General features: G+C 72.3%; 14 protein-coding genes. 8 read left to right on the top strand and 6 right to left on the bottom strand.

Annotation, left to right across the window (positions count from 1 at the left end):
- Position 1: 1 nt before the first annotated feature.
- Entirely contained in the window at positions 2-1,639 is a 1,638-nt protein-coding gene (locus AC3CCI_RS02085; RefSeq protein ID WP_354593405.1) for an ABC transporter substrate-binding protein, read from the bottom strand.
- 135 nt (positions 1,640-1,774) lie between these two features.
- On the opposite strand from AC3CCI_RS02085, the gene AC3CCI_RS02080 reads away from it, so the two are divergent.
- Complete coding sequence (locus AC3CCI_RS02080) at positions 1,775-2,404, top strand: TetR/AcrR family transcriptional regulator (protein WP_354593404.1); 630 nt, start codon at positions 1,775-1,777, stop codon at positions 2,402-2,404.
- On the opposite strand, the gene AC3CCI_RS02075 is transcribed toward AC3CCI_RS02080, so the two are convergent.
- Entirely contained in the window at positions 2,401-2,910 is a 510-nt protein-coding gene (locus tag AC3CCI_RS02075) for a GtrA family protein (RefSeq protein ID WP_354593403.1), read from the bottom strand. The genes AC3CCI_RS02080 and AC3CCI_RS02075 overlap by 4 nt on opposite strands.
- 284 nt (positions 2,911-3,194) lie before the next feature.
- On the opposite strand from AC3CCI_RS02075, the gene AC3CCI_RS02070 reads away from it, so the two are divergent.
- Both AC3CCI_RS02070 and AC3CCI_RS02065 read left to right on the top strand, forming a co-directional pair.
- A complete protein-coding gene (locus tag AC3CCI_RS02070; RefSeq protein WP_488627959.1) occupies positions 3,195-4,880 on the top strand; it encodes a hypothetical protein in 1,686 nt (561 codons plus the stop codon).
- Between the two features lie 338 nt (positions 4,881-5,218).
- Entirely contained in the window at positions 5,219-6,841 is a 1,623-nt protein-coding gene (locus AC3CCI_RS02065) for a hypothetical protein (protein ID WP_488627958.1), read from the top strand.
- A 15-nt stretch (positions 6,842-6,856) separates the two neighbouring features.
- On the opposite strand, the gene AC3CCI_RS02060 is transcribed toward AC3CCI_RS02065, so the two are convergent.
- Positions 6,857-7,837 carry a cation diffusion facilitator family transporter gene (locus tag AC3CCI_RS02060; protein WP_488627957.1) on the bottom strand — a complete coding sequence of 327 codons (981 nt, stop codon included), beginning with the start codon at positions 7,835-7,837 and terminating at the stop codon, positions 6,857-6,859.
- Between the two features lie 325 nt (positions 7,838-8,162).
- Between AC3CCI_RS02060 and ileS the strand changes: the two genes are divergently transcribed.
- The 4 genes from ileS (at position 8,163) to ndk (ending at position 13,754) form a co-directional block, all read left to right on the top strand.
- Positions 8,163-11,456 carry an isoleucine--tRNA ligase gene (gene ileS / locus AC3CCI_RS02055; protein ID WP_488627956.1) on the top strand — a complete coding sequence of 1,098 codons (3,294 nt, stop codon included), beginning with the start codon at positions 8,163-8,165 and terminating at the stop codon, positions 11,454-11,456.
- The gene (locus AC3CCI_RS02050; RefSeq protein WP_354593398.1) at positions 11,453-12,847 is read left to right on the top strand and encodes a bifunctional folylpolyglutamate synthase/dihydrofolate synthase; all 1,395 of its coding nucleotides are present in this window, start codon (positions 11,453-11,455) and stop codon (positions 12,845-12,847) included. The genes ileS and AC3CCI_RS02050 overlap by 4 nt, the downstream gene beginning before the upstream one ends.
- Complete coding sequence (locus AC3CCI_RS02045) at positions 12,844-13,266, top strand: DUF4233 domain-containing protein (RefSeq protein ID WP_488627955.1); 423 nt, start codon at positions 12,844-12,846, stop codon at positions 13,264-13,266. Before AC3CCI_RS02050 ends, AC3CCI_RS02045 begins: the two co-directional genes overlap by 4 nt.
- 71 nt (positions 13,267-13,337) lie before the next feature.
- On the top strand, positions 13,338-13,754 hold the full coding sequence (gene ndk / locus AC3CCI_RS02040; RefSeq protein ID WP_488627954.1) for a nucleoside-diphosphate kinase: 417 nt from the start codon (positions 13,338-13,340) through the stop codon (positions 13,752-13,754).
- 79 nt (positions 13,755-13,833) lie between these two features.
- Here the strand turns inward: ndk and AC3CCI_RS02035 are convergent, their stop codons facing one another.
- The 3 genes from AC3CCI_RS02035 to AC3CCI_RS02025 form a co-directional block, all read right to left on the bottom strand.
- Positions 13,834-14,757 (bottom strand): DsbA family protein, encoded by a 924-nt coding sequence (locus AC3CCI_RS02035; protein ID WP_488627953.1) that lies wholly within the window; start codon positions 14,755-14,757, stop codon positions 13,834-13,836.
- A 157-nt stretch (positions 14,758-14,914) separates the two neighbouring features.
- Positions 14,915-15,544 carry a vitamin K epoxide reductase family protein gene (locus tag AC3CCI_RS02030; RefSeq protein WP_488627952.1) on the bottom strand — a complete coding sequence of 210 codons (630 nt, stop codon included), beginning with the start codon at positions 15,542-15,544 and terminating at the stop codon, positions 14,915-14,917.
- A 105-nt stretch (positions 15,545-15,649) separates the two neighbouring features.
- A complete protein-coding gene (locus tag AC3CCI_RS02025) occupies positions 15,650-15,832 on the bottom strand; it encodes a hypothetical protein (RefSeq protein WP_354593393.1) in 183 nt (60 codons plus the stop codon).
- A 322-nt stretch (positions 15,833-16,154) separates the two neighbouring features.
- On the opposite strand from AC3CCI_RS02025, the gene AC3CCI_RS02020 reads away from it, so the two are divergent.
- On the top strand, positions 16,155-18,872 hold the full coding sequence (locus AC3CCI_RS02020; RefSeq protein ID WP_488627951.1) for an Rne/Rng family ribonuclease: 2,718 nt from the start codon (positions 16,155-16,157) through the stop codon (positions 18,870-18,872).
- Positions 18,873-18,905: the final 33 nt, after the last annotated feature.

Here is an 18,905-nt window from a genome sequence, read left to right as displayed (position 1 = left end):
GTCAGCTCGCCTTGTAGGCGTCGTACATGGTCGGGGCCTGGACGGTCGGGAGGGCGCGGACCCCCTGGACCTCCGAGCGCACGAGGTAGTGGTTCTGCTGGTCGTAGAGCGGCAACACGTGCCACCCCTCGAGGATGGTCTGCTGGGCCTGCTGGTAGAGGTCGGCCCGTTCGTCGGCGTCACTGGTCTCGGAGGCGCGGGTCAGCAGGTCGTCGAGGGCCGGGTCGTCCGTCTGGGACAGGTTGGCGAAGTAGCCGCTCGGGGCCGGGGTGATGCCGGCGCTGTCGTAGAGGATGCGCAGGACGTCGGGACCGACCTTCGTGTACGGCGCGCTGACCAGGTCGTACTCGTTCGCGGCGAGGGCGCCGTACCAGCTCGACAGGTCGAGGGGCTCGAGGGTGACGGCGAAGCCGAGGTCCTTCGCGCCGGCCTGCACCTGTTCGAAGAGCGACTGCTCGGCGGGGATCGACTGGTTCGTGCTGACCGGGAAGGTCGCGGCGAGGCGCACGCCGTCCTTCGTGCGGTACCCGTCCGCGTCGCGGGTGGTCCAGCCGGCCTGGTCGAGCAGGTCGTTCGCCGCGTCGGCGTCGACGTCGAAGAGTGACTCGTCCGAGAACGCCAGGGGTTCGACGCTCGAGAGCGGGCTGTAGGACCGCTTCGCCGTGCCGAAGAAGAGCGAGTCGATGCCGGAGTCGACGTCGACGCCCCGGATGAACGCTTCGCGGACGGCCGGGTCGTCGAACGGTGCCTTGCCGGCGTTGAGCTCGATGCGGTTGGAGGCGCCGGGCCGGGGGGCGTCGATCTCGTCCAGCGAGTCGTCCTTCGCGGCGGCGACGAGGGTGTCGGGCTGGGCGTTGTCGATCACGTCGACCTGGCCGGCCTGGAGGGCGGCGTAGCGGGACGCCGAGTCGGGGATGAATCGCCAGACGATCTCGTCGAGGTAGGCCGGACCCTGGTGCCCGGCGTCGGCCGGTGGCGACGTGTAGTCGTCGTTGCGGGTGAGCACCACCTGTTGCTGCTTCGTCCACGAGTCGACGACGAACGGCCCGGTGCCGACCGGCGACTCGCAGTTGACCTCCTGCGTGCGGGTCAGGGCCTCGGGGGACTCCATGGCGAGCCACGGCTGCGAGAGCGACTCGAGCAGTGCGCTGTCGGGCGCGCTCAGGTCGAAGCGGGCCGTCCGGTCGTCGACCGCCTCGACGCCCGTGACCTTGCCGAGGGCGAGGTACCCGGTGGACGAGAGGGTCGTGGGGTCCTGCAGGTGGGCGACGTTGGCGGCCACGGCTGCGGCGTCGAACGGGGTGCCGTCGGTGAAGGTGACGCCGTCCTTGAGCGTGAAGGTCCAGCTCAGGCCGTCGTCGGCCTCTTCCCACGAGTCGGCCAGCCACGGCACGACGTCGCCGTTCGCGTCCTTCGAGACGAGGGACTCGAGGTACTGGGTCGACACGAGCGCCTGCGGGTAGTTGCCCCCGACGTGCGGATCGAGGCAGGTGGGCTCGGCGTCCCCCGACGCGTAGGTGAGCGTCCCGCCCGCGACCGGTGTGGACGAGGCGTCGGGATCGCCCCCGCTGGTGCACCCGGCGAGCACGAGGCCCGCCGCGGCGGTGGCGGCGATCAGGGCGGGCAGGCGACTGCGCATGGGACTCCGGGCGTGGGGATCGGGTGCGTACGGGACGGGGAGGTCGGGGGCGGTCCGAGGCGCCCCGGTGCGGGGCGGCATTCGTGGACCGGGTGCAACAAGTGCGCCGTCGAGTCTAGCGGCATGATGGTCTCCATGTCCGATGGCCCAGGTACCCGCCCGCGGCGGCCGGTCGGTCGACCGCGACGGTCGTCGGCCGAGATGCTGGCCGACGCCGCCGCCGAGCTGTTCCTCGAGAACGGCTACGCCCGTACGACCGTCGACGACATCGCTCGGCGCGCCGGCGTCAGCCGGGGCACGTTCTTCAACTACTTCGAAGCGAAGTCCGACCTCTTCTGGCTCGACCTCGACCAGAGCCTGGCCGACCTCGGCGACCTGTTGCGCGCCTCCTCGTCGCTCTCGCCGGTGCGCGCCGTCGAGGCCGCGCTCGTCGCCCTCGCCGAGGCGCACGACCCCGAGCGCGTGCCCTGGGCCCTGACCCAGTCCGAGGCCATGGCCCTCGGCGACGACCTCGTCGCCTCGGCGGCCGTCCGCTTCGTCCGGCAGCAGGCCGTCGTCGCGTCGTACGTGGCCGAGCGCACCGGCCGCGACCGGCCGGACCTGTCGGCCCAGGTGGTGGGGTCGGCCCTGATCGCCGCCGCGTCGGCGGCCGTGGCCACCTGGGCCAGGGCCGGGGTGTCGCGGGGTGACCTGGGGTCGGTCGTCGCCGCTGCCGTCGGACCGGTGGCCGACGGACTGGCGGCCCGGGAGGCGCGCTCGGCCTAGACCGTCGGCGTCGGTGACGTCGACGGCGACGTGGGCGAGAGCACGTCGGCGATCTCGGCCCGCTTCGGGAAGACCCACTTGTTCATGGCCCAGTAGCGGAAGACCATGGCGAACAGCGTGCCGATGACCGGGCCGCTGACGAAGTCCGCGATCTCCTGGGTCGCGCGGGAGACGTTCGGCACCTCGAGGCCGAGCCCGTAACGGGACAGGTAGGCGGGCGCCGAGTTGATGGCGACGCCGACGAGGCTGACCACGACGAACAGCAGCATCTCGTGGGCGGTGTGCCTCTCACCGCGGTCGTCGAACGACCACTTCTTGTTCATCCAGTACGAGACGATCGTCGCGACGACGATGCCCAGTGCGAGAGCCGTGACCGGGTGCTGCGGGATGACGAACAGCTTGAGCCCGTAGTTGATCGCCATCGTGATCACGAAGCCGATGCCCCCGACGACGAGGAACCTCGCCGCGGACGGGTGCTCTCTCACGAGCTTGATGACTGCATGCACCGCCTCACGGTATCCGAGGGGGCCAAGAAACGGCTGCGAACGACGCAGGAACGGTCGTGATTCACCCCCCGAACGAGTGGATGACCCGACGGGGTCGTCCGGGGGTGGAGGCGCGCTCATCACAGCGGATGATCTCGCGCAACGAACGGGTCACGGAGTGAGGGAAGCTCGGTACGAGCCGATAGCGTCGAACTCGTCGGTTCGGATCACCAGGCCGACGATCGGGCGTCCGGGGTGGGTCGGGGCGGGCCGGTCCTCTCTGACTCACGAAGAGGAAGTCACGCATGAAGAAGACCGTGTCGAGCGCCGCCGCGTTGTCGACGGCCATCGCCATCGCCCTGGGGGGCGTCGCCCTGAGCGGACAGGCCGCGATCGCGGCCCCTGCGCCGCTCGGACACGAGACGGCGTCGCCGTCGACCGACGCCGTGGACCCGGCAGCGGGTGGGACACCGGGCGCCGACGCGGCGACCGGCGACACGGCGACCGGCGACGCGGCGGCCGACGACGCGTCGGTCACCGACGAGGTCCCCGTGGCCGAGACGGCTCCATCAGCCGAGCCGGACGCCGGCACCGCGGACGACACGGGGGACGCGACGGATGCCGTCGGTGCGGCCGGGGTCGGCGAGGAGGTGCCGATGCCCGAGGCGGCCGTGCCGGCGACCCCTGGGCCGACGACCGAGCCCGCGCCGGTCGCGGCGCTCGCCGCGACGCCGGCCGCTCCGGTGATCACGTCTCCGGCCGACGGGCAGTCGCTCGAGGTGACGGCGGCGGACGGGGCGACCGAGGGTGACGTGCCCGTCGCCCTCGCGGGCACCGGGCAGCCGGGTGCCGAAGTCGCCCTGTCGTTCGTCCGCGACGACGCCGCGGCAGACGTCTCCACCGAGGCGGACGTGAGCACCGTGGTCGGATCGGACGGCACCTGGACGGTCACGGTCGGCTTCGAGGGCGGTCGGTGGGCCGCGACGGCCACGCAGCGCTCACTCGACGCCGACGGCCTCGCCGACAGCGACCCCTCGGCCGAGTCGTCCGTGACGCGCTTCGAGGCGATCGCGCAGGTCCTGCCGCAGTGGGCCGTCGTCGACCAGGCCGGCGACGAGGTCTACGTCGCCGACGCGGAGGTCGACGGAGAGCAGCGCGCGACCGTCTTCACGACCGGTACGACCGGCACGCTGTACCGGGCCGAACTGACCTTGGTCAGCGAGGACGGCACGCGGGTCCTCGCGCCCGTCGTCGCGGACGAGTTCCGTGACGGCGGATTCGCGACCGAGCTGTCGGTGCCCGTGGGCGTCTGGCGCATCGCGGCGAAGCAGGTCGACCTCGAGGCTTATCCCACGCACCCCGGCATCAAGTCGGCGTCCTCCGCCGCCAACCTCTCGCCCCTCATCACCGTCCTGCCGAGTGAGGCGGGCGTCGTGGACGCACCGGTGGTCACCTCGCCGGGCGCCGGTGCGACGATCACGGGACGACCCGACCCGCGGCCTGGTGCCGAGGGCTACCTGGAGTTCGACATCACGGGCACCGGTACGCCGGGGGCGTCCATCGCGCTCTACGGCTTCTTCGACGACGGGACGAGCGGCATCGAACGGTACGCCGCAGCCCTGCGCGGAGAGATCCCGGTCACCGAGGTGGAGCGCCCCTCGGCCGGACTGGACCCGGTCGTCGTCGGATCGGACGGTCGCTGGAGCACGACCGCCTCGTTGCGGCCCGGCACCTGGTCGTTCGCCGCTTTCCAGCTCGACGACCGCCTGGGCGTCGAGCTGATCTCGGACGCGAGCGTGCCGGTGACCTTCACGCTGGCCGCCCCGGTGGTGCCCGCCGTGTCGACGACCGTGCGGGGCACCTCCCCGACGTCGTTGGCCTACACGGGGTCGTCGGACTCGGCACCGCTCGCGGGGCTGGCCGGCATGCTGCTGGTGGGTCTCGGGGCGGCGGCCGTCGTCGTCTCGCGGCGCCGCGCCTCCCGGGGCTGACCCCGGTCGCGCGAGCGTCCCTCACGGGCCGGGCCCGACACCTCTCGAGGTGTCGGGCCCGGCTTCGTCGTACGCGGTCGACGCGCCCGAGACCGCACCCGGAGGTGCGTCACGACGTGCCCCGAGGAGGAGACCGCGACCGACCGCGCCGTCCGGCGGACGAGGGGGCCTCACCCCTGCGGATGACCTTCGGTCACGGACCGGTCACGGCGTGAGGATTCGTCGTCATGGGTCGCTAGCGTCACTGGTGTCGGACCGGAACGCCGGGCCGACGGCCGGTGGCCCGGGGTGGGTCAGGGCGACCGGCCCACCCTGACTCACTGACAAGGACAACACTCATGAAGAAGACCGTGTCGACCGCCACCGCGCTGTCGACGGCCATCGTCATCGCCCTGGGGGGCATCGCACTGAGCGGGCAGGCGGCACTCGCCCAGCCGGCCGTCGAGTCGGGGGGCGACCTCGCCCGCCCGCAGGGAGACCTCGTCTCGACCGACGGGGGCGAGGAGGCTCAGGCTCCGGTCGCCGTCACGCCGACCCCGGAGGCGTCCGAGGCCGCCGAGGAGGCGCCCGCGACGGCCCCGGAGGCGTCCGCGCCGGCCGAGGAGGCGCCTGCGACGGCCCCGGAGGCACCCGTGGCGACCGAGGAGCCCGCCGTGCCCGCCGACGAGGTGCCGGCGTCCGAGGGGCAGGCCGACGTCGAGGCCGACGAGCAGGCGGCCCTCGTCGCACCCGAGGCCCCCGTCGTGGAGTCTCCGGCACCCGACGCCTTCGTCTCGGTCTCGACGGCCGAGGGAGCCCAGGGGTCCACGCTCCCCGTGACGGTCGCGGGGACCGCCGCCCCGAGCGCCGTCGTCACGATCACCTTCGAGCGCCTCGAGGCGGACGGCGCCTCGGCCGGTCCGGTCACGGTCGGCACCGACGACGCCGGCCGGTGGACCGCGACCACGAGGCTGGCGAGCGGGGACTGGTCGGTGACGACCACGCAGCACCTCGTCGACCCCGCCGGTGAGCGCGCCAGCGAGGACTCGCCCGCGTCGACTCCGGTCGAGTTCCGGGCCGTCGCCGTGACGCTCCCGGCACCCACGCTCGACGGACCGGCGGCCGGCGACCGGTTCGCGGCCCTCGGGGGAGGAGAGGCCGCCGTCGCCGTGACCGGGGGTGGTGAGCCGGGTGCCCGCGTGCGGCTGGCGGCCGTCGCCGCGGACGGGACCGACGTCGACTACGACGGATCCGTCCCGGTCGACGAGGCCGGCCGGTGGGCCGCCACCGTCCGGGTGCCCGTCGGGACCTGGACCCTCGGTGCGATCCAGGACGTCGTGGTCGACGCGGTCACCACGCGGACGTCGCCGAACGCCCTGGGGGGGACCTTCGTCGTCGAGGCCCGCGACCGCCTCGCGGCGCCCGTCGTCCTGTCGCCCCGGGCAGGCGACCGGTTCGAGCAGGCGTCCGACCTGGCTCCCGGCTACGTCGACACCGTCTTCGAGGGCACCGGGGAGCCCGGCGCGTTCCTGCTGCCCTTCTCGGGCACCCGTGCCGAGGTCGACGACTTCCTCGCCGTCGTCGCGACCGAGCCGATCCCGGGCTACGACTTCCCGATCGTGGTCGGCGCGGACGGGACCTGGAAGATCTACGGAGCCGAGCTGCCGGGTGACTACGTCTTCACGGCGGTGCAGTACGACCCGGCCTTCACGGCCCCGGTGGTCTCGGCCGGCGCGGACACGGTCGCCTACTCGGTCGGTGCGCCGGCCGAGGTGCCGGCCGGGACGGGTGGCCCGGGCGTGACGCCGGTCGTGGTGGCGACCGGCTCCGGGCTGCCGGTCCGTGCCGTGACGAGCGCCACGGGCCTGGCCTACACGGGCGCGTCCGAGTCGGCGCCGTGGGCGGGCCTGGCCGGGCTGGTGCTGGTGGGCCTCGGGGCCGCGACCGTCCTCGTCACCCGGCGTCGCGCCTCCCGGGGCTGAGCCGCCGCGCGACCGTCAACGACGAGCCGGGTCGGACGCCCCCGCGGGCGTCAGGCTCGGCTCGTCCGGCGTGGAGAGGGTCAGCACGGCCTCCTCGACGGCGTCGTGGTCCTCGAGCTCCCGCTCGACCCGCCGCAGTGCCACGGCGACGTGCTCCTCGCGATCGTCGCCGGTCATGTCGACCGCGGCGACCAGGTAGAGCCGGCCGGGGCCGACGAACTCGGTGTGCAGGTAGGTCACGCGGGCGATCTCGGGGCGGGCCAGGAGGCGCTCGAGGACGGTCGACTCGAGTTCGTCCGACGGACTCTCGCCGACGAGGAACCTGCGGTTGCGGTCGACCAGCACGAGGGCGACGACGCCCAGCAGCACGCCGACGGCGATCGACCCCACGGCGTCGAACACCGCCGATCCGGTGATCTGGTGCAGGAAGATGCCGAGGAACGCGATGAGCAGTCCGACCAGGGCGGCCGCGTCCTCGGCGAAGACGGCCCGCAGGGTCGAGTTCGAGCTGCGCAGGACGAAGCGGAGGGTCGGGGTGCGCCGCTCGCGGGCCGAACCCCTGGCCTGTCGGAAGGCCTGCAGGAAGGACGTGCCCTCGAGCGCGAACGCGATCGCGAGCACGACGTAGTTGATCAGGTAGTCCTCGGCCTCTTCGTCGGCGGTGAGCTGCGAGATGCCGTGCTGGATCGAGACGACGGCGCCCACGGTGAACAGGCCGAAGGCCGCGAACATCGACCAGACGTACGTCTCCTTGCCGTAGCCGAGCGGGTGGGCGTCGTCGCGGCGCTTGACGCCGCGCTTGTCGGCGATGAACAGGAAGATCTCGTTGCCGGTGTCCGCCCACGAGTGCGCGGATTCGGCGACCATCGAGGCCGACCCCGTCAGGAACGCGGCGACCGTCTTGGCGACGGCGATCAGCAGGTTGGCGAGGAACGCCACGATCACGGTGACCGTGCTCTCGGGCTTGGCCGGCGGGGCGGACGGGGTGGAGGACATGGCCTCGATCCTGCTCCTCGCGTCGGCCTCGCGCCTCCTCGGCTCTGACGGTAGGATCGGACACGCGTCGATCCGGCCATCACCGGGGAGCACCCGGAAGAAAGCGACCGGCGGGCCACGGCCCGGTGGTCGTCGGTAGAACCGGGCGGGGCAGGCCCGTCACAGCCGGAGCAGAGCGGTCACGGTCACCGTCCGAGAGGGCGGGGTCGGTGACAAGCGGGGTGGTACCGCGCCCCCGGGTCACGCACCCGGACGGCGTCCTCGTGGTCAGAAGGTCCCTCGGCCGGAACAGCGGGGGCGACCCACCGCACGACCTGGAGAACCGATGACCTACCCCAAGGGTTCCGACGCCACCGGCGTCCCCGCCTCGCCGCGATTCCCCGAGATCGAGACCGGAGTCCTCGCGGCCTGGAAGCGCGACGACACCTTCGCCGAGTCGGTCCGCGCCCGCGAGGGGTGCACCGAGTGGGTCTTCTACGACGGCCCGCCGTTCGCCAACGGCCTGCCGCACTACGGCCACCTGCTGACCGGCTACGCCAAGGACGTCTTCCCGCGGTACCAGACGATGCGCGGCAAGCAGGTGCACCGACGCTTCGGCTGGGACACCCACGGGCTGCCCGCCGAGCTCGAGGCCATGCGCCAGCTCGGGCTGACCGAGAAGCACGAGATCGTCGACATGGGCATCGACGTGTTCAACGCCGCCGCCCGCCGCTCGGTGCTGCAGTACACCGACGAGTGGCAGCGGTACGTCACCCGGCAGGCCCGCTGGGTCGACTTCGAGAACGACTACAAGACCCTCGACGTCGACTACATGGAGAGCGTCGTCTGGGCCTTCAAGCAGCTGCACGACAAGGGCCTGGCCTACGAGGGGTTCCGGGTGCTGCCCTACTGCTGGCACGACCAGACCCCCCTGTCGACCCACGAGTTGCGCATGGACGACGACGTCTACAAGACGCGCCAGGACCAGACCGTCACCGTCGCGTTCCCGTTGGTCGGGGCCAAGGCCGAGGCGCTCGGCCTGACCGGCGTCGAGGCGCTCGCCTGGACCACCACCCCGTGGACCCTGCCGACCAACCTGGCGCTCGCCGTGGGGCCCGGCATCGAGTACGTCGCCGTCCCGCACGCCCTGCTGCCCGGTGAACGCACCGGAGACCAAGAGCTGTTGACGGGCAGCGTGTTCCTGCTCGCGGCCGACACGCTCGCCGCCTACGCACGAGACCTCGGTTACGACACTCCCGAGGCCGCCGCAGCCGCCGTGACCGCGACCTTCACGGGAGCCGAGCTCGAGGGCGTCGAGTACGACCGCATCTGGGACGTCTACGCCGACACGGACGCCTGGGGCACCGAGAACGCCTGGCGCGTGCTGGTCGCCGACTACGTGGCGACGGGCGAAGGCACCGGCATCGTGCACCAGGCCCCCGCCTACGGCGAGGACGACCAGCTGGTCTGCGCGGCCGCCGGCATCCCCGTGATCGTCTCGGTCGACGACGGCGGGCGATTCCTGCCGATGTTCGACGAGCTGGGCGTGGCCGGGGTGCAGGTGTTCGACGCCAACAAGACCCTCGTGCAGCGCCTGCGGGCCGACGGCCGCCTGGTGCGCCTCGCCAGCTACGAGCACAGCTACCCGCACTGCTGGCGCTGCCGCAACCCGCTCATCTACAAGGCGGTGTCGAGCTGGTTCGTGCGCGTCACCGAGTTCCGCGACCGCATGGTCGACCTCAACCAGCAGGTCACCTGGGTGCCCGACAACGTGAAGGACGGCCAGTTCGGCAAGTGGCTGGCCGGTGCCCGCGACTGGTCCATCTCGCGCAACCGCTTCTGGGGTTCGCCGATCCCGGTGTGGAAGAGCGACGACCCCGCCTACCCGCGCGTCGACGTCTACGGGTCACTCGCCGAGATGGAGGCCGACTTCGGCCGCCTGCCGACGAACGCCGACGGCGAACCGGACCTGCACCGCCCCTACATCGACGAGCTCACGCGGCCGAACCCCGACGACCCGACGGGGCAGAGCACCATGCGCCGCATCGAGGACGTGCTCGACGTGTGGTTCGACAGCGGATCGATGCCGTTCGCGCAGGTCCACTACCCGTTCGAGAACGAGCGGTGGTTCGACGAGCACAGCCCCGCAGACTTCATCGTCGAGTACATCGGCCAGACCCGCGGCTGGTTCTACACGCTGCACACCCTGTCGACGGCGTTGTTCGACCGTCCGGCCTTCTCGAACGTGGTCAGCCACGGCATCGTGCTCGGCTCCGACGGCCAGAAGATGTCGAAGAGCCTGCGCAACTACCCCGACGTCAGCGAGGTCTTCGACCGCGACGGGGCCGACGCCATGCGGTGGTTCCTCATGTCGAGCTCGGTCATCCGCGGGGGCAACCTCGTCGTCACCGAAGAGGGCATCCGCGAGGGCGTCCGGCAGTTCCTGCTGCCGCTCTGGAGCACCTGGTACTTCTTCTCGCTCTACGCCAACGCCGCGTCAGGAGGCGCGGGTCGCCACGCCGCCGCGGGGTACGACGCGCAGTGGCGCACCGACTCGAGCGACGTCCTCGACCGGTACCTGCTGGCGAAGACGCGCCTCCTGGTCACCGACGTGCAGGCGGCGCTGGACGCCCTCGACACGCCCCTCGCCACGGCGACGCTGCGCGACTTCGCCGACGTGCTCACCAACTGGTACGTCCGTCGGTCGCGTGAACGCTTCTGGTCGGGCGACGACCCGGACGCCTTCGACACCCTGTACACGGTGCTCGAGACGCTCACCCGGGTCGCGGCGCCCCTCGCCCCGCTCGTCGCGGACGAGGTCTACACGGGCCTCACCGGCGGGCGCTCGGTCCACCTGACCGACTGGCCCGACGCCTCGGCGTTCCCCGCCGACGACGCCCTCGTCGACGCGATGGACGCCGTGCGTGCCGTCGCCTCGAGCGGACTGGCGCTGCGCAAGGCCCAGGGGCTGCGGGTGCGCTTGCCGTTGGCGAGGCTGACGGTGGTCACGCCCGACCCGGCCGCCCTCGAGGCGTTCGCCGACATCGTGCGCGACGAGCTGAACGTCAAGGAGGTCGTGGTGACCCAGCTGACGGAAGAGAGCCTCGGCGAGTACGGGGTCACCCGCAAGCTCACGGTCAACGCGCGGGCCGCCGGTCCGCGCATCGGCCGGCAGGTCCAACAGGTCATCCCCGCCGCGAAGAAGGGCGACTGGCAGCCCGCGGGCGAGAACGTCGTCGTCGGCGGGGTCGAACTGCTGCCGGGCGAGTTCAGCCTCGAACTGGCCGTCGCCGACTCGTCGAGCGCGCTCTCGTTCGTCGGTGACGGCGGCTTCGTGCTGCTCGACACCGCGACGACGCCCGAGCTCGAGGCCGAGGGGCTGGCGCGAGACGTCGTCCGGGCCGTCCAGCAGGCCCGCAAGGTCGCCGACCTCGACGTGTCCGACCGCATCGCGACCAGGCTGACGACCGACGCCGCGGCGGCCGAGGCCGTCGAGGCCCACCGCGGGCTGATCTCTCGCGAGACCCTGACCACCGAGCTGACCGTCGACGTCCACGAGGGCGTGGGCGACCGGCCCGAGAAGACCGTCGTCGGATCGGGCCCCGGCTCGGCCGTCGTCGTGGAGGTGCGACGCGCATGACCCCGAAGAACGACGACCGGGCCGCCGACGCGGGCGACGAGTTCGCCGAGGGCGCCCGTCGCGTGTACGACGAGCTGCTCGCGCGGATCGGCGAGCAGGCGCCCCAGCCGCGACTCGAGCCGACCCGACGCGCCGTCGAGCTGCTGGGCGACCCGCAGCGGGCGTACCCCGTCATCCACCTCACGGGGACGAACGGCAAGACGTCGACCAGCCGCATGATCGAGAGCATCCTGCGGGCGCACGGCCTGCGCACCGGGCTCATGACGAGCCCGCACCTGGTGCGCCTGAACGAGCGAATCGTCGTCGACGGCGAGCCGATCAGCGACGAGCGTCTGGTCGCCAACTGGGACGACATCCAGCCCTACCTGACGATGGTCGACACCGACCTCGAGTCCTCCGGGGAGCCGGCCCTGACCTTCTTCGAGGCCCTGACGGTGCTGGCGTTCGCGTGCTTCGCCGACGCCCCCGCCGACGTCGTCGTGCTCGAGGTCGGCATGGGTGGCGAGTGGGACAGCACCAACGTCGCCGACGGGCAGGTCGCGGTCTTCACCCCGATCGCCCTCGACCACCAGGCCCGGCTCGGGTCGACCGTGGCCGAGATCGCCCGGACCAAGGCCGGCATCGTCAAGCCGACCGCGGCCGTCGTGTCGGCCTCGCAGACACCGGAGGCGCTGGCCGAGATCGAACGCGCCGTCGAGTTGAGCGAGGGGTCGCTGAGCGTCGAGGGCACGGCCTTCGGCGTCGAGTCGACGACCGTCGCCGTCGGCGGCCAGGTCGTGACGATCCGCGGGCTCGCGGGTCGGTACGACGACCTGCTGCTGCCGCAGTTCGGCGACCACCAGGCCCAGAACGCGGCCGTGGCCGTCGCCGCGGTCGAGTCCTTCCTCGGCGGAGGGTCGCAGCCGCTCGACCACGACGTCCTCGCCGAGGGCCTCGCGAGCGCGACCTCACCCGGCCGGCTGCAGATCGTGGCCAACGAACCCACCATCCTCGTCGACGCCGCGCACAACCCGCACGGCGCCCGCGCCCTCGCGAAGGCGCTCGACGACTACTTCCAGTTCGGGGGCGTCGTCGCCGTGCTCGGCGTGCTCGCCGACAAGGACGCGGCGGGCATCGTGCGCGCCCTGGCGCCCACGGTCACCCAGTTCGTCGTGACCAGTTCGCAGTCCGACCGGTCGATCGACGCCGACGAGCTCGCCGCCATCGCGGTGGGCGTCGTGGGGGCCGACCGCGTCGTGGTCGAGACCGACCTCGTGGCCGCGCTTCGCACCGCCCGCGACCTGGCCGACGAGGTCGAGGGCGACGAGCCCGGCGGCGTCGTCGTCACGGGGTCGATCACCCTGGTCGGTGACGTCATCGCCCTGTCGCAGCAGCCCGAGGGCCTGTCGTGACGACGGCGCCGCCCCCCGCGGGCGCCGGTGCGACCGGTCGGCCCCCGCGTCCTCGCCGGCGTCGGGGAGCCGTCGAGAGCCTGCTCTCGATCGTCCTGGTGCTCGAGGCCATGACCCTGTTCTTCGTCACGCTCGTCGTGTTCGGACGACAGCTGCTGCCCGCCGGCGTGGCCTGGGGCTGCGGCTTCGGTGCCATCGTGCTGACGCTGCTGATCTCGCAGACCCTGCGCTGGCGCTGGGGCGTCGCCCTGGGGTGGCTCGTTCAGCTCGGCCTCGTCGCGTGCGGGTTCCTCGACCCGGTCATGTTCGTCGTCGCCGCCCTCTTCGTCGCGATCTGGACCTACTGCCTCGTCAAGGGCACGCAGCTCGACCGCATGAACGCGGCCCGACTGCGTGAGACGCCCGGCGACGCGGCCTGACCGCGCCTCGCACCACCCGCCCGCCGGGTCACCCTCCCGGCAGCCATCCGCCACCCACCGAAAGAGGAGCAATGTCCGATCTCGAAGAAACCCTCGTCCTCGTCAAGCCCGACGGCGTCGCCCGCGGCCTGACCGGCGAGATCCTCCGCCGCATCGAGGCCAAGGGGTACTCGCTCGTCGACGTCCGCCTCGTGCAGGCCGACCGCGACCTGCTCGCGAAGCACTACGAAGAACACGTCGGCAAGCCCTTCTACGAGCCGCTCGTCGAGTTCATGCAGAGCGGCCCGACCGTCGCGCTGCGCATCGCCGGCGACTCCGTCATCGCGGGCTTCCGCTCGTTGGCCGGCACGACCGACCCGACGACCGCGGCCCCCGGCACCATCCGCGGTGACCTCGGGCGCGACTGGGGCCTCAAGGTGCAGCAGAACCTCGTGCACGGCAGCGACGGCGTCGAGAGCGCCGCGCGCGAGCTGGCCCTCTGGTTCTGAGCCGGGAGTGACCGACCGAGCCCGCGCCTCCTGAGTCGATCAGGAGGCGCGGGCTCGGTCGTCCGCGCCGGTCGCGCGCTCAGGGGGTCGGCGTCGCCGTCGACCCCTCGGTCTCGCCGGTGCTGGTGTCGTCGGTCGGCTGGCCGCCCTGGACCTCGGCGACGAACTGGGCGAACGCGCTCGCGTCGGTGAGCGATCCCTGGTACTGCTGGCCGTTCACGAGGACGAGCGGCGTGCTCGACAGCTTCGCGAGCGACGAGTTCGGGATGGGGTCGTTGAGGGCGCGCTGGGTGGCCGAGGCGACCCAGTCCTCGAAGTCGCCACCCGTGATGCACGAGGCGATCTGGTCGTCGGTCGCCCCGGCGCCCTGCACCAGCGTGACGAGTTCGTCGTTCGTCAGGCCCCGCGTGTTCTCTTCGGGTTGCTGCGCGAACAGGGCGGTGTTGACGTCGAGGGCCTTGTCGGGCTCGTAGTTCGCCACGCACGCGAAGGCGTTGGCCGCCCGCGTCGAGTACCGGCTGCCCTGCGAGGCGTTGTCGAGGAACCCGATGGGGTGGATCGCCAGCGTGGCGGCACCGCTCGAGACGGCCTCTTCGAGCTGGGCGGCGTTCGTCGTGTCGAACTGGCCGCAGTAGGGGCACATGTAGTCGAGGTAGACCACGATCGACGGGACGTCGCCCGAGGCGCTCGGGGCGGGCGTCGGGGTCGCGTCGGCGGCGAGGGCGCTGCTCGACACGGCCTTGACCGCCCCGTTCGACCCTTCGAGGAGCAGGCCGTCGCTCGCCATGTTGGCCGGACCGGGGCCGGCCGGCTTGATCGACTGCGAGATGACGAGCCCCACGATCGCGAGCACCGCCACGACGCCGAGGACGAGGCCGCCCTGCACCAGCCACTTGTTGCGCCGGCGCCGACGGGCCTCGGCCTCGCGCGTGATGCGGGCCTTCTCTCGGGCCGCCTCTCGGCGCTCCTTCTTGGTGGCGGGGGAGTCGTTGGGTGGAGTCATCAGTCCTCGTCGTGGTCCGGGGGTCGTCAGGACAGGGTGCCGAGGTCGTCCTTGATTCCGCTGAGAACGACCTGGGTGCGCCGGGCGACGGCGGGTGGAGGCATCACGGGGGACGAGGGGAGGCGCGAGGCGGCCAGGCGGCGTCAGCCGGCCGTCGTCAGCCGAACAGCGTCGGCAGCAGCAGGGGGAACACCACGACGATCGTCGTGGCGACGACGACGTAGTTCAGCACCGGCAGCACCCACGAGTACGGCAGGAACCTCGCGGCGACCCGCTGGAGCCCGCCCTCGCGGACGGTCACGCCCCGGGCGGCCGCCCAGACCGTGAAGACCCAGAAGAGCGGGATGGTGACGAGCCAGACGAGCATGCACCACGGGCAGAGGGCGCCGATGACGAACACCGTCTGGGTGAACAGCCACGTGACGAAGACCCAGGCGAGCAGCAGGCCGACGTTGAAGGCCCACCAGAACCACCGGGCGAAGCGGGCGCCGGCGAGCAGCCCGAGGCCCACGGCGACGGGAGCGGCGAAGCCGACGAGGCCGAGGATCGGGTTCGGGAAGCCGAAGAGGGACGCCTGCCAGCTCGCGATGACCGGTGAGCAGCCCACGAACGGGTTGACGTCGCAGCCGAGCGCCGCGCCCGGGTTCTCGAGCAGCCGGAACTTGTCGAGCGTGAGGGCGAACGCCCCGAGCAGGCCGCCGAGACCGGCGACGACGAGCAGGACGGCCGTGACGAACGGGGTGCGGCCGGTGGGCAGGGTCACGGCCCGGGGCGTCTCGACGGTCACGGTCAGCAGTATCGCACGGCCCGACTCGACCTCGGCTCGACCCAGAGGGCCCCCGGGCGTGCGATAATCGAGCCAGTCGTGGGGCCCAGGCCCCGAGATCCAGGCTTACCGGGCAGTGCCGGCCGCCGTCGTCACGCGAGAGATCGCGGTGTCGACCAGGTCGAGCGGAAACCGGGCCAGAGCGCAGGCGCTCACCGTCGGATGGCCAGTTCCGAACCAGCAAGGCGACACGAAGAACAGCACGTCGACGAACGACATCGAGGGCGACGACCGCAGGTCGGTCGACACCCCGGGTGACCGAACGTGACGTGTCCGACAAGGCGCGCCGTGAGAGGGCGCGGTGGTCAGGGGCAGGTGCGACGTCACCGCCAGGCCACGACACGAGAATTCCTGCCGACGGCATGGCCTCGGCGGGGCGAGGAGCGCACCGCAAGTGGTGAACGACAACACAGACAACGACGGACGTCCGAAGAAGAGAAGGGGATTGTTCGCAGGCCTCAGGGCACGCCAGGCGGCGCTGGACGCCGCCCCGGCGGCCGCCCCCGACGCTCAGCGACGAGAACCCACCCCACCCGTCCGGACGACAGACGACGCCCAGGAGGCATCACCCGTGACCCACGAGACCGTGACCACCGACGAGCAGGTCGCGGCCCAGGCCCCGACCGCCGAGCAGACCGCGACCGACGCCGTCGCCCAGGCGTTCGTCGCCGGGGCGGCCCGGCCGTCCGCGGACGACGAGGCGACGGGTGACGAGGCGTCCGCGTCGCCGATCCCGGCGAACCTGACGACCACGTCGCTCATCTTCCACGCGCCCGAGATCACCGTCCTCCCGGCTCGTCCCGGTCGACGCCAGCGCGACGACCGCGACGACCGCTACGACCGTGACGACTCGTGGGACGACGACCGTGAGGGCGACGACCGCGACGACCGTGACGACCGCGACGACCGCGACCAGCAGCCCGCCTCGCGACGCCGCCAGCGCGGCCGCTCGCAAGACCGGGAGGAGCGCGACGCCGAGCCCCGGGGTCGCGACCGCGACCGGGCCCCTCGTCAGGCCGAGCTCATCACCGAGCCGCAGCGCATCAAGGGCTCGACCCGGCTCGAGGCCAAGAAGCAGCGTCGTCGTGACGGGCGCGACGCCGGTCGTCGACGCACGGTCATCACCGAGGCCGAGTTCCTCGCGCGCCGCGAGAGCGTCGACCGCAAGATGATCGTCCGCTCGTCGGGCGACCGCATCGAGATCGGCGTGATGGAGGACGGCACCCTGGCCGAGCACTACGTCGCCAAGGCCCAGAACGTCTCGCTCATCGGCAACGTGTACCTCGGTCGCGTGCAGAACGTGCTGCCCAGCATGGAGGCGGCCTTCGTCGACATCGGACGCGGCCGCAACGCCGTCCTGTACTCGGGCGAGGTCGACTGGGACTCCCTGTCGACGGGCAACCAGCCCCGCCGCATCGAGCTGGCCCTCAAGCCCGGCGACCGCGTGCTCGTCCAGGTCACGAAGGACCCCGTCGGCCACAAGGGCGCCCGGCTGACCAGCCAGATCTCGCTGCCGGGCCGCTACCTCGTGTACGTGCCCAACGGGTCGATGAACGGCATCAGCCGCAAGCTGCCCGACACCGAGCGTGCGCGCCTGAAGAAGATCCTCAAGGAGGCCCTGCCCGAGAACACCGGCGTCATCGTGCGCACGGCGGCCGAGGGCGCGACCGAAGAGCAGTTGACCCTCGACGTCAAGCGCCTGACCAACCAGTGGGCCGACATCGAGAAGAAGGTCGCGGCGGGCAACGCCCCGAACCAGCTGCACTCCGAGCCCGACCTCCTCATCAAGATCGTCCGCGACGTCTTCAACGAGGACTTCCACGAGATGGTCATCGACGGCGACGAGGCGTTCGAGACGCTGCAGTCCTATCTCTCTGCCGTGGCCCCCGACCTCATGGACCGCGTCAAGCGCTACGAGGGCGACAAGGACGCGTTCGACGAGTACCGACTCAACGAGCAGATCGAGAAGGCGCTCGACCGCAAGGTCTGGCTGCCGTCCGGCGGCTCGCTCGTCATCGACCGCACCGAGGCCATGACCGTCGTCGACGTCAACACCGGCAAGTTCGTCGGCTCGGGCGGCAACCTCGAAGAGACCGTCACGAAGAACAACCTCGAGGCCGCGGAAGAGATCGTCCGCCAGCTGCGCCTCCGCGACATCGGCGGCATCATCGTCGTCGACTTCATCGACATGGTGCTCGAGTCCAACCGCGACCTCGTGCTCCGTCGCCTGGTCGAGTGCCTCAGCCGCGACCGCACCAAGCACCAGGTGGCCGAGGTCACCTCGCTCGGGCTGGTGCAGATGACGCGCAAGAAGCTGGGCCTCGGCCTGGCCGAGTCCTTCTCCGAGGCCGGCAGCGCGGCGCGCGTGCAAGAGCAGCAGCCCCGCAAGGGCGGCCAGCAGGGCGATCGTCGACGCGGCGGTCAGGCCGGCGGGCCGGGTAAGTCCGGCGGCAACGGCCACAACACGGGCGCCGGTGCCGGCACCGCGCCGCAGTCCGGTCGAGGCGGCCCCGCCTCGCCCGCCGGCGGCTCGCACCCCACGACCGGCACCCACGCCATCACCGACGACGTGAAGAACGCCCTCTCGCGCATCGCGGCGAGCACCATCGCCCACGCCGAGGACGGCGGCGCGAAGGACGACGACGCGGCCAGCCAGGCCGCCGCCGCCGTCGAGGCCGCCATCGACGCCGCCGCGGCGAGCGCCGCGAAGGCCGAGCCGGCCGCGGAGGCACCCGTCGACGCCGGTGACGAGGGTCGCCGTGGTCGCTCGGGACGCAAGGGCCGTCGTGGCTCGTCGCGCGCCCAGCGCGAGGCCGGTGAGGGCACCGACGGGTCGGCACCCGCCGAGGCGCCCGCGTCCGAGCAGGGCGTCGGGGTGATCGAGGTCCCGGCCGCGGCTCCGGCCGAGCGCACGGCTCCGGCCGAGCCCGCCGCCCCCGCCGCGAGTGCGCCCGTGGACGAACCCACGGAGGCGCGGGTCGAGAAGACCACGGAACGTCGCCGCTCGTCCGCCACGGTCTCGACCCCGGACGCGACGGTCGCGATCCTCGACATCCCGGTCGCCACGACCCGTCGCGAGCCCCGTCGCATCAGCAGCCAGGACGCCGAGCAGCTGCTCGACTCCGTCCTGGGCGCACTGCCCGAGCCGAAGCAGCCCGGCCAGGGTCGTTCGCGCTCGCGCCGCGCCTCCAGCCAGGGCACGACCGCGGCGGCCCCCGTCGAGCCGACGGCAGCCGGCGAGTCCGGTCCGTTCATCCTCGGCGTGGGGGTCAGCTCCGACGATCTGTGAGTCGTCTAGGGTGACTTCGTGCCCCTGACCCAG

Source organism: Frigoribacterium sp. CF331 (genome assembly GCF_057787905.1).
The sequence above is the reverse complement of the archived record's forward strand: the minus strand, read 5'-3'. Positions and strand labels throughout refer to the sequence as shown.

What these genes read in the sequence shown, in the direction of transcription:
- ndk (WP_488627954.1), top strand. Translation starts at nt 13,338, where the DNA reads ATGTCCGATCTCGAAGAAACCCTCGTCCTCGTCAAGCCCGACGGCGTC.
- AC3CCI_RS02060 (WP_488627957.1), bottom strand. Translation starts at nt 7,837, where the DNA reads ATGTCCTCCACCCCGTCCGCCCCGCCGGCCAAGCCCGAGAGCACGGTC.
- AC3CCI_RS02035 (WP_488627953.1), bottom strand. Translation starts at nt 14,757, where the DNA reads ATGACTCCACCCAACGACTCCCCCGCCACCAAGAAGGAGCGCCGAGAG.
- AC3CCI_RS02050 (WP_354593398.1), top strand. Translation starts at nt 11,453, where the DNA reads ATGACCCCGAAGAACGACGACCGGGCCGCCGACGCGGGCGACGAGTTC.
- ileS (WP_488627956.1), top strand. Translation starts at nt 8,163, where the DNA reads ATGACCTACCCCAAGGGTTCCGACGCCACCGGCGTCCCCGCCTCGCCG.
- AC3CCI_RS02065 (WP_488627958.1), top strand. Translation starts at nt 5,219, where the DNA reads ATGAAGAAGACCGTGTCGACCGCCACCGCGCTGTCGACGGCCATCGTC.
- AC3CCI_RS02080 (WP_354593404.1), top strand. Translation starts at nt 1,775, where the DNA reads ATGTCCGATGGCCCAGGTACCCGCCCGCGGCGGCCGGTCGGTCGACCG.
- AC3CCI_RS02070 (WP_488627959.1), top strand. Translation starts at nt 3,195, where the DNA reads ATGAAGAAGACCGTGTCGAGCGCCGCCGCGTTGTCGACGGCCATCGCC.
- AC3CCI_RS02085 (WP_354593405.1), bottom strand. Translation starts at nt 1,639, where the DNA reads ATGCGCAGTCGCCTGCCCGCCCTGATCGCCGCCACCGCCGCGGCGGGC.